A 12,963-nucleotide genomic window follows, 5' to 3' on the forward strand; every position below is an offset into this window, starting at 1 on the left:
AGCGGACATTTCATTGAAGTCTGGCATTATTGTTGTTACGTCACACAGGTTTCGAAGACAGAAACAGGATTTGAAGAACATATCATGAGTGCTTGGCTGCAAAATATCTGGGAAGAGGTCGGACGCCCCTTATTCCTGCGTCCCCAAAGGGTGCAGTTTGCGGCCCTGTGCACGCGCAAGCACGAGGATCAGGACGAGGTTCTGCTGATCACCAGCCGCGAAACCGGGCGCTGGATCATCCCGAAGGGCTGGCCTGTCAATGGTCTGGACGGGTTGGAGACGGCCCTGCTGGAGGCGTGGGAAGAGGCTGGCGTGCGTGCAGAAGCGGTCGACAAGGAGCCCATCGGCCAATTCACCTATGACAAGATCTTCAAGGGGGGATCAGCACAGTCGGTCCTGACTCGCGTCTACCGGGTTTCCGTGCGAGAACTTGCCGATGATTTTCCCGAAGTGGATAAGCGCAAACGTCAGTGGTTTTCACCGGCAGAAGCCGCCAAACGGGTGCAGGAGCTCGAGTTGCAGGCGCTGCTGCGACAGATGTAGCCGTTTCGCAACAATTTGATGGCTGCGCGCTTGCCCCTGAACCGGGAAACCGTTAGCTGCGGGCGATCTGCGAAACTTTGACCAAGCCCATGTCTGACACAAATTCAAAACCGCGCTGGCAGTCGCTTGACAGCGACCTGCAACGCATCTCGCGCGTAGAAATCGCCAATCTTCATGTCGCCCGCCCGCTGCTGGCGCCGGGAATTGCACTGGCGTTCATGGTGCTTGCCGGATTGATGGCGGCGGTGCTGTTCGGTCGGGCCGACGGCACCTATATCGTCGTGGCTGCCGCCGCGTTCGGAGCCTATATGGCGATCAACATCGGTGCCAATGACGTGGCCAACAACATGGGTCCCGCGGTGGGTGCGAACGCGCTGACCATGGGCGGTGCCATCGTGATCGCCGCCGTTGCCGAAAGCGCGGGCGCTTTGCTTGCGGGAGGCGACGTCGTCTCGACCATCTCGAAGGGGATCATCGACCCGGCCTCGGTGCAGAACACCAATGTGTTCATCTGGGCCATGATGGCGGCGCTGATCTCGTCCGCCATGTGGGTCAATCTGGCGACCTGGATCGGTGCGCCAGTGTCGACAACGCATTCGGTTGTGGGCGGGGTCATGGGCGCGGGGATTGCCGCTGCCGGTCTGAGCGCGGTGAGCTGGGGCACGATGGGCGCGATTGCCGCCAGCTGGGTGATCTCTCCGGTTCTTGGCGGCGTGATCGCGGCTGGGTTCCTGGCGCTGATCAAGACCAAGATCCAGTATCAGGACGACAAGATCGCCGCCGCGCGGCGTTGGGTGCCGATCCTTGTGGCGGTGATGGCGGCAGCGTTTGCCACCTATCTGTCGGTCAAGGGTCTGAAGCGGATCGTGAAGATCGAACTGGAGGTGGCGCTGCTGATCGGTCTGGGCAGCGGCGTGCTGGTCTGGGCGCTGACGGTTCCCTGGGTACGCCGCAAATCCGAGGGGATGGAGAACCGGACCCGGTCGCTGAAAACCCTGTTCGGCTTGCCATTGGTGATATCGGCCGCGTTTCTGAGTTTTGCCCACGGCGCCAATGATGTGGCCAACGCGGTCGGCCCTCTGGCGGCGATTGTACACGCGGCTGAGTTCGGAGATTTCGCCCAAAAGGTTTCGATCCCGTTATGGGTGATGATCATCGGCGCGTTCGGGATATCGTTCGGCCTGTTTCTGTTCGGGCCCAAGTTGATCCGGATGGTCGGCAGCCAGATCACCAAGCTGAACCCGATGCGGGCCTTTTGCGTCGCACTGTCGGCGGCGATCACTGTCATTGTGGCCAGCTGGCTGGGCCTGCCGGTCAGTTCCACGCATATCGCCGTTGGCGCAATCTTTGGCGTCGGGTTCTATCGCGAATGGCAGTCGGATCGCAGGCGGAAACAGAACAATGGGAGAAACGCGACAGCGCAGAAGCTGGCCCCCGAAGAATTCCGGCGGCGCAAGCTGGTGCGGCGGTCGCATTTCATGACGATCATTGCAGCCTGGGTCGTGACCGTGCCCGCCGCCGCTGCCATGTCGGCCGTGATTTTCTGGATACTGACCGGCCTCGTCTGACGACCGGGATCAGAGCCTGATCTGTTCCGGGGACAGCGGATGATCAGGCGCGTGTTTGATCAGGTCTGACACTTTTGTGCACAGGGGGGTGGGCACCCCGGTTTCATGTCCCAGCCGAATGATATGGCCCTGAAGGCTGTCGATTTCCGTTTGCCGCTCGGCCATCAGGTCGTAGGCCATCGAGGTCCGGGCGGTGGGGTCGATGGTGAGCATCCGCGCCGCGATCCGGCTGAACAAAGGTGTCGGCAGGCGCAGGATATGCGGCGTCAGCCACGCCGGAAGCGGCGTTGTCGAGGCCACCGGATGCCCGGCCGCCTTGAGAACGGACAGCGCCTCGACCATCTGGTCGGCCATGAGGTTGCGCCAGTCACGGCTGAGCAGCTGATCCACAAGCGGCAGGCCTGACAGCGCGTTCAGTGCGTTGTTCAGGTTGATCACCAGCTTGCCCCATTGCACCGCCTCGATCCGGTCACTTGCGATAACGGGCAGGTCCGGGCTGCTGAGGGCGGTGGCCAGGTCGCCGGGGCCGTTCGGGATCACAATTTCGCCTGATGTGGCCCGGTGATAGGTGGCGGGGCCGTTCGGGACCACGTTGAAGGGGACCATTCCCGCGCGCACATCGCGACCGGGCAGCGCCTTGCGCAGCGTCGCCGCATTCTCGATCCCGTTTTGCCAGGACAGGACGGGCGCATCCCGACAGGCGGCGTCCGCGATATGACCGGCCATATCCGCCGTTGCCCCGGATTTGACGGTGACAATGACCAGCTCGGCCTGATCCAGGCAGGCGGGATCCGTGCTGAGTGTCAGGGCTTCCGCCGCAACATGGTAATTGAGGCCATCGTAATTCGTGACCGTCAGCCCATGTTCGCGGATGGGGTCCAGTACACGGGCACGGCCCAGCAAGGTCACCGCATGCCCCGAGCGGGCCAGTAAACCGCCGCAGTAGCAGCCGATGCTGCCCGCGCCTGCGATGACAAGTTTCATGATACCCCCTCTGGTATACCAGAAAGGATCACCGCAAACGGACGGTTACACAAGCCCACCCGCCCCTGACGCCGCTCGCGGGCGGGCCAGCCGGGGCTTTGTGCGCTCAAGCTGTTCCGAAATGGCAATAAATTCGCGGTTATCCCCTGCCGGAAGGTGGAACGCGCCACTGACCCAATCGGCGCTTTTCCACTCATGAATCGCCGTCTCGATCTTTTCTTTCGAGGATGACACGAAATTCCACCAGATATAGCGATCCTTATTCAGGGTAGCGCCGCCCAGCAGCATCAGCCGCGCACCCTGCGGACCCGCTCGGGCCGACAACCTGTCACCGGGGCGGAACACCATCATGCGGCCTTCGTCGAATGTGTCGCCAGCAATCTCGATTGATCCTTGCGTGACATAGACACCGCGATCCTCATGGTCGTCGGGCAGCGGGAAAGTCGCGCCGGGGGCGAGTTCAACATCCAGATAAAAGGTCTCGGACAGCATCGTCACGGGGCTGGATTCGCCATAAGCAGTGCCGAGGATCAGCCGTGCGCTGACGCCCTTGTCTTGGATATGGGGCAGCGCGCCTTGCTTGTGGTGTTCGAACTCGGGGGTCATATCCTCATGCGTTTCGGGCAGGGCAAGCCAGGTCTGAATGCCGAACAGCTTGTGGCCTTTACCGCGCGTTTCTTCGCTGGTGCGCTCGGAATGGGTCACGCCACGGCCTGCAACCATCCAGTTGACCTCGCCGGGGTAAATCATCTGGTGAGTGCCGAGGCTGTCGCGATGTTCGAATTCGCCCTGATAGAGGTAAGTGACGGTTCCCAGCCCGATATGGGGGTGCGGACGCACGTCAATGCCGCCTTCGGTGACAAATTCTGCCGGGCCGACCTGATCGAAGAAGATGAACGGGCCAACCAGTTGGCGTTTGACCGAGGGCAGCGCGCGGCGCACCTCGAACCCGCCCAGATCGCGGGCGCGGGGAATGATGAGCGTTTCCAGCGCATTTTTTTCGGAGGCGCATTCGGGGTCATGGGTGGGGTTCCAACTCAATCCTGATCTCCTTTTTTGGTCCTGCGAGACGGCTTCATGTTCGCCCATGCTGAAGGTATTGGGAAAGTATCGCATGAAAAGTGCATTTTTGCACAATGATCGTGAAGTCCCTGGAGCGATTTGCAGATACTCACAAAGGCGTGGAATGGCGTATTTGGCACGCTCCTTCGCGACTCTCGGAATCATGAACAATCGTGCTATCTTTAAACATCGGGTGTCGCCGGTTCAGGGAAGCCAGTCGAAGATGGGATTCAACCGACAGGAGTGGATGCAATGGCCCGACTCGAAATCAACCGCCGCAAGTTTGTTGCGACAGGGATTGGTACACTTGCAGCCGGTATGACCGGCATTTTCACACCTGCGCACGCCGCCGGTCTTGCGCCGACACCGTCGATGCGGGGCGGGTCGAACAATTACAGGCCCGGTGCGCCGATCGTGAAGCGCATCGGCGGCGGCGGGTTCTGGATGACCGGCACTGTGCGGCGCGCGGGCGACGGAGCCCCCCTGCCCGGCCAGCGCATCCAGATATGGGCCCACACGACCGAGGGGCATGAACGTGACCAGCGCAGCCATGGGGCGACACTAACCGATGCGAACGGAGAATTCCGGTTGGAAATGCCTCAGATTGTGCCTGCTTTTGGTCAACCGCACGGGCATCTGGCCTATGACAGCGGTGAATATGAGACTGTGTTCCTGCGCCCTGTGATGGCGAGCGCGAAGGACAAAACCCTTGCTGCACATTTCGTGCTGCAACCTGTCTGACAGGTGTTAAAGCGCGTTGCGATCTGGGCGGCATTGATCGCCGCACTTCTGGTACCGGTCGTAGCAGCGGCTTTCAGCCCCTATCTGGCGTGGCGAGAGCCGGTTTACATCGTCGCCGGTTTCGCAGGTATCATCGGGATGTGTCTTCTTCTGCTGCAACCCTTGCTGGCCGGGCGTTGGTTGCCCGGACTTTCTCCGGTCAACAGCCGCCATTGGCACAGGCGGTGTGGCTTGGCCCTTGCTGCAAGCATTATGATCCATGTGACCGGCTTGTGGATCACAAGCCCGCCTGATGTGGCGGACGCATTGCTTTTCGTGTCTGCAACACCTTTTTCGACATGGGGGGTCATCGCCATGTGGGCGGGTTTTGCGGCGGCGGCAATGGGGATTTTTCGGCAGCGACTAAACTTGCGGTTTCGCGTCTGGCGCCTGGGCCATGCAGGACTGGCCATGGTAACCATTCTGGGTAGCGTCATTCACGCACTGCTGATCGAAGGTACGATGGAGACGATGACCAAGGTCGCTCTGTGCGCGCTGGTGGTATTGGTGAGCGTGGGAACACTCGCCAAGTTGCGGATTTGGGAGGTGCATCGGCGTTAAACCCCCGAGGCACGCTACCGGGTCTGCGTCAACCTGCCAGCCGCTTTGCATAGGTGGCGCGGGTCATCTCGACATCCTGCACGGTGATGCTGCCGACCTCGGGCATGGTCTGGGCCAGAACTTCCAGAATGATCGCGTTAAGCTCGGCCCGCGTGGCCTCATCCCGTCCGCGCATCAACAGCAGCGTGGCATGCACGAAGGTCTGCGGTTGCGTTCCGATGTAGGAATAGGCAATCGGCGCGGCGCGGATCTTGAGCGCTGAGGCGTCGATTTCATCATGTTTTGCGAGAACGGTATGCAGCCGCTCGCAAATCATCTGGAAATCATGGGTGTCGTCCAGAGATTTGGAGAATTCCAGGGTAACGTGAGGCATTGAATGCTCCGGGGGTCATGAGAGAGCCTGATGGCCCTCTCGAAACTGCAAGTTGATCTTAAACGCCCAGACACCAGCGCATTACGGCCTTTTGTGCGTGCAGGCGGTTTTCGGCCTCATCGAAGATGACCGAGTTCGGGCCGTCCATGACCTCGGAGGTTGCTTCTTCCTCACGATGCGCGGGCAGGCAGTGCATGAACAGCGCGTCGGGTTTGGCATGTGACATGAGTTCCGCGTTGACCTGATAGGGGCGCAGCATGTTGTGGCGACGTTCCTTGGCGGATTGGCTGTCATGCATCGAAACCCAGGTGTCGGCAACCACCAGATCCGCGCCCTCGACCGCTTTGTGTGGGTCCCGTTCGATGACGACTCTGGAACCCTTCTGGCGGGCAAACCCCAAGAATTCTTCTTCCGGATCAAGCTGGGCCGGGCCACTGAAGGTCAGATCGAAGCCGAATTGACCCGCCGCGTGCAGGAACGAGGCGCAGACATTGTTGCCATCACCGGTCCAGACCACTTTCTTGCCCGCGATGGGGCCGCGGTGTTCCTCGAACGTCAGCACGTCGGCCATGATCTGGCAGGGATGGGTACGATCGGTCAGACCGTTGATGACGGGCACGTCGGAATACTCGGCCATTTCGGTCAGGATGGTCTCATCGAAGGTGCGGATCATGATCATGTCGACATAACGCGACAGCACACGGGCGGTATCGGCAATAGTTTCGCCGTGACCCAGCTGCATGTCCTTGCCCGACAGCACCATGGTCTGGCCGCCCATTTGGCGTACACCGACGTCAAAGGACACGCGCGTCCGGGTCGAGGGCTTTTCGAAGATCAGCGCGACCATGCGGTCTTTCAGCGGCTGTTCGTCGTCAGGGGCGGCCTTGGGACGGCCCAGACGCGCCTGTTTCATCGCGCCCGCCTGATCGATCATGGACCGCAACGCGGTGGCATCGGTTTTGTGGATGTCGAGAAAGTGATTCATATCGCTTCGCTTTTGGCTGGTCGGGCGGTGGGGGCCAGCCCCCACACCCCCGGAGTATTTGGGAAAAGATGAAGCTCAGGCAGTTGCGAGCTGGGTTTCGATCTGATTGGCGGCCTTTTCGAGGCGGATCATGGCCTGGGCGATGTCATCCTCGGTCAGGGTCAGGGGCGGCAGCAGGCGGATGACGTTGTCGGCGGCAGGGACGGTGATGACCAGATTGTCATAGCCCGCATTGACCACGTCGATATTTGGCGCCTTGCATTTCAGGCCGAGCATCAGGCCCGATCCGCGCACCTCTTCGAAAACCTCGGGGTGATCGGCAACCAGACCTTCGAGTTTCTGGCGCAACAGACCAGCCTTGCGGTTGACACCTTCGAGGAAGGCGGGTGTGGCGACCTGATCGATCACCGCACAGCCCACGGCACAGCCCAGCGGGTTGCCGCCATAGGTGGAGCCATGCGTGCCTGCGGTCATGCCGGATGCCGCGTCTTCAGTTGCCAGCACGGCGCCGAGGGGGAAACCACCGCCGATGCCTTTGGCGACCATCATGATATCCGGGGTGATCCCCGCCCATTCATGGGCGAAGAGCCTGCCGGTACGACCGACGCCGCATTGCACCTCGTCCAGGATCAGCAGCAGACCGTGTTCGTCGCAAATGGCGCGCAGGGCCTTGAGCTCGGCATCGGGCACGGGGCGGATGCCGCCCTCGCCCTGAATCGGTTCGATCAGGATGGCTGCGGTATTTTCGGTGATGGCGTTGGTGACACCGTCGAGATCGCCAAAGGTGACGTGGACAAAGCCCGGCAAAAGCGGGCCAAAGCCTTTGGTCATCTTCTCGGACCCGGCCGCTGCGATGCCCGCCGACGACCGGCCATGGAACGAGCCGTCGAAGGTGATGATCTCAACCCGTTCGGGCTGGCCTTTGTCATAGAAATACTTGCGGGCCATCTTCACGGCCAGTTCACAGGCTTCGGTGCCGGAATTCGTGAAGAATACCGTATCCGCAAAGGTGTGTTCGACCAGCTTGTCTGCCAGTGCCTGCTGTTGCGGGATGTTGTAGAGGTTCGAGACATGCCACAGCGCGTGGGCCTGTTCCGTCAGGGCGGCCACCAGCGCCGGATGGGCATGGCCCAGCGCGTTCACCGCGATCCCTGCGCCGAGGTCCAGAAAACGTCGGCCATCCGCTTCAGTCAGCCAGGCGCCTTCGCCCTTTACAAATGACAAGGGCGCGCGGTTATAGGTCGGCAGAACGGACGGGATCATGGGATCATCCTTTTCGGGTCGTTTGAGCCTCGTGAGTGATACACTAAGGCCCGCTTCGTCAACAGATTTGGTGAGAATTGTGCCAATTTGGCAGGCACATGGGATCAAACAGGCCGATTACGCAGAGCGGCGTCGGCGTCGGAGCAACTGGATATGTGCGCGTTTGATCATGGCCGCTCTATAGACGTGAAAAGACAGCCTGAAAACCCCATTATTGCCGCAGGGTCAAAATTGCCACCGGATCATTACGCCGAGCGCCAGCGGTCGAGCTTGCCCATGCCGCGGGTGAAAGCCCAGGCAAGGATTCGGGGCATGCCTTTGGCGACAAGGGCATCGACGCAGTGAGACTGAAACTCTTCCAGCGATGCGTCGGGATGGCGGAACGCACCGTTTTCGTAACACAGCGAGCAGTAACGCGTGCTGCGCCCGCCGCCAGCTTCGGACCCGCCGCCCTGGGGGTCTTTTGACAGCGGCATGCCGCAACTTTGGCATTTGGGACCCATGGTGCTTGTCCTTGCAGAGAATAACTGTCTGACATAGGATCAAAACCATGGAGTTGAGTCAACGGTTTTGAAACATGCGGATCGGGGAACTTGCGCGGCGCAGCGGGCTGAGCCGTGACACGCTGAGGTTTTATGAACGCCAAGGGCTGATCCGGTCAGCTCCGGGGCCGGACAACACCAACAGCTATCGCGACTATCCCGAAGAAGCGCTGATCACGCTGGAGCAAGTTGCAGATGCACAGGCGGCAGGCATCAGCATTGCAGAGCTGGTCATGTTGCTGGGGCAGTTGGAAGCCGCCGATCCCGACAGCTTTGACGGCGAGGCGTTTTTGCAGGACCGGATTGACGAGGTCGAAGCACGGATCGCACGGGCAGAGCGGTTTTTGAACAGCCTCAAACAAGCCAAGGCGGCGCTGGCTGCCCCTCCGGTTTTGCGCTGAGCGCAGATTTGCGTCTTGCCAAGGCCCCAGTTTTGGCGCACCGCTTTCGCCCATGTTCACCCCGAAGGCGCAAAATCCTGCTGTGGCCGCAGGGCTGATCTTTGTCGCGACCGCCTTTATCGCGGCGACGACGCTGTTGGCCAAGGCGTTGGGGACGGAGACACTCGGGCCTCCCTTGCACGCGATGCAGATCAGTCACGGGCGGTTTCTGTTTGCTCTGTTTGCCATCCTGTCGGCGGTCGCAGTGCTTCGCCCCCGGCTGGGACGGCCCCATTGGGGGCTGCATGTCGGGCGAACCAGCTTTGGCTGGGCCGGGGTGACGTTGATGTTCGCGTCTGTTGCGTTCATTCCGATGGCGGATGCGACGGCGATTTCCTTTCTGAACCCTGTCTTTGGTATGGTACTGGCCATTCCGCTATTGGGGGAGCGGGTCGGCCGGTGGCGCTGGCTGGCGGCGGCCGTGGCCCTTGTGGGTGCGGTGATCCTGCTGCGCCCGACACCTGCAAGTTTTCAGCCCGCCGCCCTTCTGGCGCTGGCTGCGGCGGCGTTTATCGGGATGGAGCTGATCTTTATCAAGAAACTGTCGGGGCGCGAGGCTCCGATCCAGATTCTGCTGATCAACAACACGATGGGGCTGGTGATCGCTACGGTCGCGGTCAGCTTTGTGTTTCAAATGCCTACGCCGCAGCAATGGGTTGCACTGGTGGGGATCGGCCTGCTGATGGCCTGCGCGCAGGTTTGTTTCATCAACGGCATGGCACGTGCGGACGCGTCATTCGTGGCCCCGATCAGCTATGCCACGTTGATTTTCGCCGCGCTGTACGATTTTGCGGTGTTTGATGTGATCCCCGACCGGATCAGTCTGATTGGCGCGGTCACGATTCTGACCGGAGGGCTGATCCTGGTCTGGCGCGAGGCAGTAAACCGCCGGACCTGACAGAAAAAACCGTCCTTGCGGTTCAGGGGCGACCTTTGTGTCGCAAACCCCCATGAACGGCAAAGCAGCAGGCGCATTCTGGGCTGAGTTGATTTGCGAGTTTGTCATGCATGAACGCCGAATACCTGAATGGGTCCGCCACGCGCCTGCCCCATCAGTTCGCGATTTTGGGATTCTGGCCGGGATTGAAGCCATCGTGCGTGGCATCCTGATTTCAGTCTTTCCGCTGGCGATGTACCGGGCGCTGGGCGATGCCTCGTCCGTGTCATTCCTGTATTTCCTGATTGGCATCCTGTCCCTGCTGGTCGGGTTGATGGTGCCGTTCCTGATCCGTTTTGTACCGCGCAGATGGGCCTATTCCACCGGTTGTGTCATGTTCATCTGTGGTGCATCGCTGGCGATCGAGGGCAGCCCCGAGGCCGTGGTCGGCGCATTGGCCCTAAATACCATGGCCACGGTTGTCACTTTCATCTGCTTCAACACCTATGTGCTGGATTACATCAGCAAGATCGAACTTGGCCGGTGCGAGACCAGCCGAATGTTCTACAGCGCTTTGGGATGGACGGGCGGCCCAATGGCCGGTGTCCTGCTGATGGAGCTGTGGCACCCTGCCCCGTTTGTCATCAGTGCCGGTGCAGCGCTGGTCATGCTGGCGCAGTTCTGGCGCATGCGTCTGGGCAATGGCAAGCTGATCACCAAGGCCCGTGGTCCGGCCAACAACCCGTTGGCCTTTCTTCCCCGGTTCTTTGTTCAACCCAGATTGGTTGCCGGATATCTGTTTGCAATGATCCGGTCCTGCGGGTGGTGGATATATGTGGTCTACCTGCCCATTTTCGCCATCCAAAACGGGCTGGGAGAACAACTGGGCGGCATCCTTCTGTCGTGCACAAACGCCATGCTGCTGGCCGCCCCGTTGATCCTGCGCTGGGTCCAGACGCGGTCGCTCAGGTCTGCTGTTCGCATCGGGTTTGCCGCCGCGGGGGGCTGCTTCTTCGCAGCCGGATTGGTCGCGGGATGGCCGGTCGCCTCGGTCGCTGCGCTGGTTCTGGGGTCTGTCTGGCTGATCGTTCTGGATATCTGCGCCGGATTGCCCTTCCTAATGGCCGTGAAACCGTCTGAGCGAACCGAGATGTCGGCGATTTATTCCAGTTACCGCGATGTCTCGGGCATTCTGACGCCCGGTATTGCAGCTCTGGTCTTGCTGGCGGCACCGGTGGCCGGTGTGTTCGCGGCAGGCGGGATTGCTTTGTTTGGGGCATGGGCTGTCTCGGCCCGCTTGCATCCGCGGCTGGGCGAACCCAAGCCTGCCCTGTCGCCCGATAGGCTGGCAGAGCCCGGTTAAGCCTTAAGCCGATAGCCGGTGCGCAGCATTTGCCAGGTGATCAGCCCGATGGCCAGCGTGGCAAAACCACAAACCGCCATGCCCAACCACGGAGAGCTGTCGGACACGCCGATCATGCCGTAACGCAGCCCATCGATCAGGTAGAAGACCGGGTTCAGGTGGGTCAGGCGGTTCAGGACAGAAGGCAGCGCCTCGACCGAATAGAAGGTGCCCGACAGGAAGGCCAGAGGTGTGACGATGAAGTTGGTGATCGCGGCCATCTGGTCGAACTTGTTCGCAAAGATCCCGGCAAAGAGGCCCAGCGCGCCCATGAATGCGCCCCCCAGAACAACAAAGATCAGCGCAATCAACGGGTGCTGGGGCGCGATGGACAGCAAAACCAGCAAAGCAATCGAAATCACCAGCGCGATCATCAGGCCACGGGCGATGCCACCGGCAAGATACCCCAGCAGGATCTCGAGCGGGGACAGCGGCGGCATCAGCGTGTCGACGATATTGCCCTGCACCTTTGCAATCACCATCGAAGAGGAGGTATTGGCAAAGGCGTTCTGGATCACCGTCATCATCAGGATCCCCGGTGCCAGAAACACCACAAACGGCACGCCCATGACGTCAGGGCGGCTGGGCCCAATGGCGATTGTGAAGATCAGCAGGAACAGGCCAGCCGTGACCAGAGGCGCCAGAACGGTCTGGGTCCAGACCGAAAGAAAGCGCCGGATTTCGCGCTGCGCCAGCGTGTAAAGCCCCATCCAGTTGACCGCTCCAAAGCTGCGTGCGGTCTGTTCTGCGGGATTCTGCATGCTTTGCCCTCAACCTGATTCGAAGACAGCTTGTAACTCGGGCCGCAGTGTTTAGAATAGGGGGCTGAGACGAATTCCCAAGGCGGCCCGAATCCGGGGCCGCTTTCCGCTTTTGAAAGGCTGACGATGTCCTGGACAGACGAGCGCGTAGAACTGCTGAAGAAGATGTGGGGCGAAGGCCAGTCGGCCAGCCAGATCGCCAAGGAACTGGGTGGCGTGACCCGCAACGCGGTGATTGGCAAGGTCCACCGCCTCGGCCTGTCCAACCGGACAGCAGGCGCAGCCCCGGCCAAGTCCGAACCGAAAGAGAAACCGGCACCCGCGCCCAAGGCCGAAGCCAAGCCCAGACCCATGCCAAAGACAGAACCGGCGCGCCCGGCTGCTGCTGCCGAGGCGAAACCCGCCGTTCCGGCCCGCCGCCAGATCATCCCGGCCGGTCAGCCGCTGCCGCCGCAGCCCTCGGCCAACGAGATCAGCCCCGAGGCGCTGGCCAAGGTCAACGAGATCGAGAAGAAGGCCAAGAAGCTGACGCTGATGGAACTGACCGAGAAAACCTGCAAGTGGCCCGTGGGCGACCCCGCGACCGAGGATTTCTGGTTCTGCGGACTGCCGGTTGAGGCAGGCAAACCCTATTGCGAGGCGCATGTGGGCGTGGCCTTCCAACCCATGAGCTCGCGCCGCGACCGGCGGCGGTAATTGCGAACACAAGAACCTAAAGCACCCCGCCAAAAACCTGAATCGTGTGGATTCCCATGAGAGCTGAATTGTGATTCATCCTGTTTGGGAGGATGGATCATGTCGGCACCTTTACCGGAAGCGCTT

The 12,963-nt window shown here is 60.8% G+C and carries 15 protein-coding genes; 8 read left to right on the forward strand and 7 right to left on the reverse strand.

Features of this window, described 5'->3' with window-relative positions; translation table 11 throughout:
* The first annotated feature begins 84 nt into the window (after nt 1-84).
* Nucleotides 85-543 (forward strand): NUDIX hydrolase, encoded by a 459-nt coding sequence (locus AC2FLZ_RS10160; RefSeq protein WP_496715372.1) that lies wholly within the window; start codon nt 85-87, stop codon nt 541-543.
* 89 nt (nt 544-632) lie between these two features.
* Nucleotides 633-2,111 carry an inorganic phosphate transporter gene (locus AC2FLZ_RS10165; RefSeq protein WP_480473642.1) on the forward strand — a complete coding sequence of 493 codons (1,479 nt, stop codon included), beginning with the start codon at nt 633-635 and terminating at the stop codon, nt 2,109-2,111.
* 9 nt (nt 2,112-2,120) lie between these two features.
* On the opposite strand, the gene AC2FLZ_RS10170 is transcribed toward AC2FLZ_RS10165, so the two are convergent.
* Together AC2FLZ_RS10170 and AC2FLZ_RS10175 are read right to left on the reverse strand one after the other, a co-directional pair.
* Nucleotides 2,121-3,095 carry a 2-dehydropantoate 2-reductase gene (locus tag AC2FLZ_RS10170; protein WP_496882153.1) on the reverse strand — a complete coding sequence of 325 codons (975 nt, stop codon included), beginning with the start codon at nt 3,093-3,095 and terminating at the stop codon, nt 2,121-2,123.
* A 45-nt stretch (nt 3,096-3,140) separates the two neighbouring features.
* A complete protein-coding gene (locus AC2FLZ_RS10175; RefSeq protein WP_480518928.1) occupies nt 3,141-4,136 on the reverse strand; it encodes a pirin family protein in 996 nt (331 codons plus the stop codon).
* Between the two features lie 273 nt (nt 4,137-4,409).
* Here AC2FLZ_RS10175 and AC2FLZ_RS10180 point away from each other — a divergent pair, with 273 nt between their 5' ends.
* Both AC2FLZ_RS10180 and AC2FLZ_RS10185 read left to right on the forward strand, forming a co-directional pair.
* Nucleotides 4,410-4,898, forward strand: a complete 489-nt coding sequence (locus AC2FLZ_RS10180; RefSeq protein ID WP_496882154.1) for a peptidase associated/transthyretin-like domain-containing protein — start codon at nt 4,410-4,412, stop codon at nt 4,896-4,898.
* A gap of 3 nt (nt 4,899-4,901) precedes the next feature.
* Complete coding sequence (locus tag AC2FLZ_RS10185; protein WP_496882155.1) at nt 4,902-5,498, forward strand: ferric reductase-like transmembrane domain-containing protein; 597 nt, start codon at nt 4,902-4,904, stop codon at nt 5,496-5,498.
* A gap of 28 nt (nt 5,499-5,526) precedes the next feature.
* Here the strand turns inward: AC2FLZ_RS10185 and AC2FLZ_RS10190 are convergent, their stop codons facing one another.
* The 4 genes from AC2FLZ_RS10190 to AC2FLZ_RS10205 all read right to left on the reverse strand — a co-directional run bounded on the left by AC2FLZ_RS10190 (nt 5,527) and on the right by AC2FLZ_RS10205 (nt 8,622).
* A complete protein-coding gene (locus AC2FLZ_RS10190) occupies nt 5,527-5,871 on the reverse strand; it encodes a 5-carboxymethyl-2-hydroxymuconate Delta-isomerase (protein ID WP_496882156.1) in 345 nt (114 codons plus the stop codon).
* A gap of 58 nt (nt 5,872-5,929) precedes the next feature.
* On the reverse strand, nt 5,930-6,856 hold the full coding sequence (gene argF / locus AC2FLZ_RS10195; RefSeq protein ID WP_480518920.1) for an ornithine carbamoyltransferase: 927 nt from the start codon (nt 6,854-6,856) through the stop codon (nt 5,930-5,932).
* Between the two features lie 75 nt (nt 6,857-6,931).
* Nucleotides 6,932-8,119, reverse strand: a complete 1,188-nt coding sequence (locus tag AC2FLZ_RS10200) for an aspartate aminotransferase family protein (protein ID WP_480473651.1) — start codon at nt 8,117-8,119, stop codon at nt 6,932-6,934.
* Between the two features lie 245 nt (nt 8,120-8,364).
* Entirely contained in the window at nt 8,365-8,622 is a 258-nt protein-coding gene (locus AC2FLZ_RS10205) for a zinc ribbon domain-containing protein (RefSeq protein ID WP_480495119.1), read from the reverse strand.
* A gap of 74 nt (nt 8,623-8,696) precedes the next feature.
* On the opposite strand from AC2FLZ_RS10205, the gene AC2FLZ_RS10210 reads away from it, so the two are divergent.
* The 3 genes from AC2FLZ_RS10210 (at nt 8,697) to AC2FLZ_RS10220 (ending at nt 11,341) form a co-directional block, all read left to right on the forward strand.
* Entirely contained in the window at nt 8,697-9,062 is a 366-nt protein-coding gene (locus tag AC2FLZ_RS10210) for a MerR family transcriptional regulator (RefSeq protein ID WP_480473652.1), read from the forward strand.
* A 52-nt stretch (nt 9,063-9,114) separates the two neighbouring features.
* A complete protein-coding gene (locus AC2FLZ_RS10215; protein ID WP_480473653.1) occupies nt 9,115-9,999 on the forward strand; it encodes a DMT family transporter in 885 nt (294 codons plus the stop codon).
* A gap of 106 nt (nt 10,000-10,105) precedes the next feature.
* Nucleotides 10,106-11,341 carry an MFS transporter gene (locus AC2FLZ_RS10220; RefSeq protein WP_480476807.1) on the forward strand — a complete coding sequence of 412 codons (1,236 nt, stop codon included), beginning with the start codon at nt 10,106-10,108 and terminating at the stop codon, nt 11,339-11,341.
* On the opposite strand, the gene AC2FLZ_RS10225 is transcribed toward AC2FLZ_RS10220, so the two are convergent.
* A complete protein-coding gene (locus AC2FLZ_RS10225; protein ID WP_480624044.1) occupies nt 11,338-12,141 on the reverse strand; it encodes an ABC transporter permease in 804 nt (267 codons plus the stop codon). The two genes, AC2FLZ_RS10220 and AC2FLZ_RS10225, sit on opposite strands and share 4 nt — an antisense overlap.
* Before the next feature lie 126 nt (nt 12,142-12,267).
* Between AC2FLZ_RS10225 and AC2FLZ_RS10230 the strand changes: the two genes are divergently transcribed.
* Entirely contained in the window at nt 12,268-12,837 is a 570-nt protein-coding gene (locus AC2FLZ_RS10230; protein ID WP_267363457.1) for a GcrA family cell cycle regulator, read from the forward strand.
* The last annotated feature ends 126 nt before the right edge of the window (nt 12,838-12,963 follow it).

This window comes from Ruegeria sp. YKSF131 (assembly GCF_059612645.1).

Bases quoted from the DNA above. Each gene is read 5' to 3' on its own strand.
- AC2FLZ_RS10225 (WP_480624044.1), bottom strand. From the start codon at position 12,141: ATGCAGAATCCCGCAGAACAGACCGCACGCAGCTTTGGAGCGGTCAAC.
- AC2FLZ_RS10160 (WP_496715372.1), top strand. From the start codon at position 85: ATGAGTGCTTGGCTGCAAAATATCTGGGAAGAGGTCGGACGCCCCTTA.
- argF (WP_480518920.1), bottom strand. From the start codon at position 6,856: ATGAATCACTTTCTCGACATCCACAAAACCGATGCCACCGCGTTGCGG.
- AC2FLZ_RS10210 (WP_480473652.1), top strand. From the start codon at position 8,697: ATGCGGATCGGGGAACTTGCGCGGCGCAGCGGGCTGAGCCGTGACACG.
- AC2FLZ_RS10180 (WP_496882154.1), top strand. From the start codon at position 4,410: ATGGCCCGACTCGAAATCAACCGCCGCAAGTTTGTTGCGACAGGGATT.
- AC2FLZ_RS10230 (WP_267363457.1), top strand. From the start codon at position 12,268: ATGTCCTGGACAGACGAGCGCGTAGAACTGCTGAAGAAGATGTGGGGC.
- AC2FLZ_RS10220 (WP_480476807.1), top strand. From the start codon at position 10,106: ATGCATGAACGCCGAATACCTGAATGGGTCCGCCACGCGCCTGCCCCA.
- AC2FLZ_RS10190 (WP_496882156.1), bottom strand. From the start codon at position 5,871: ATGCCTCACGTTACCCTGGAATTCTCCAAATCTCTGGACGACACCCAT.
- AC2FLZ_RS10205 (WP_480495119.1), bottom strand. From the start codon at position 8,622: ATGGGTCCCAAATGCCAAAGTTGCGGCATGCCGCTGTCAAAAGACCCC.
- AC2FLZ_RS10200 (WP_480473651.1), bottom strand. From the start codon at position 8,119: ATGATCCCGTCCGTTCTGCCGACCTATAACCGCGCGCCCTTGTCATTT.
- AC2FLZ_RS10215 (WP_480473653.1), top strand. From the start codon at position 9,115: ATGTTCACCCCGAAGGCGCAAAATCCTGCTGTGGCCGCAGGGCTGATC.
- AC2FLZ_RS10165 (WP_480473642.1), top strand. From the start codon at position 633: ATGTCTGACACAAATTCAAAACCGCGCTGGCAGTCGCTTGACAGCGAC.
- AC2FLZ_RS10170 (WP_496882153.1), bottom strand. From the start codon at position 3,095: ATGAAACTTGTCATCGCAGGCGCGGGCAGCATCGGCTGCTACTGCGGC.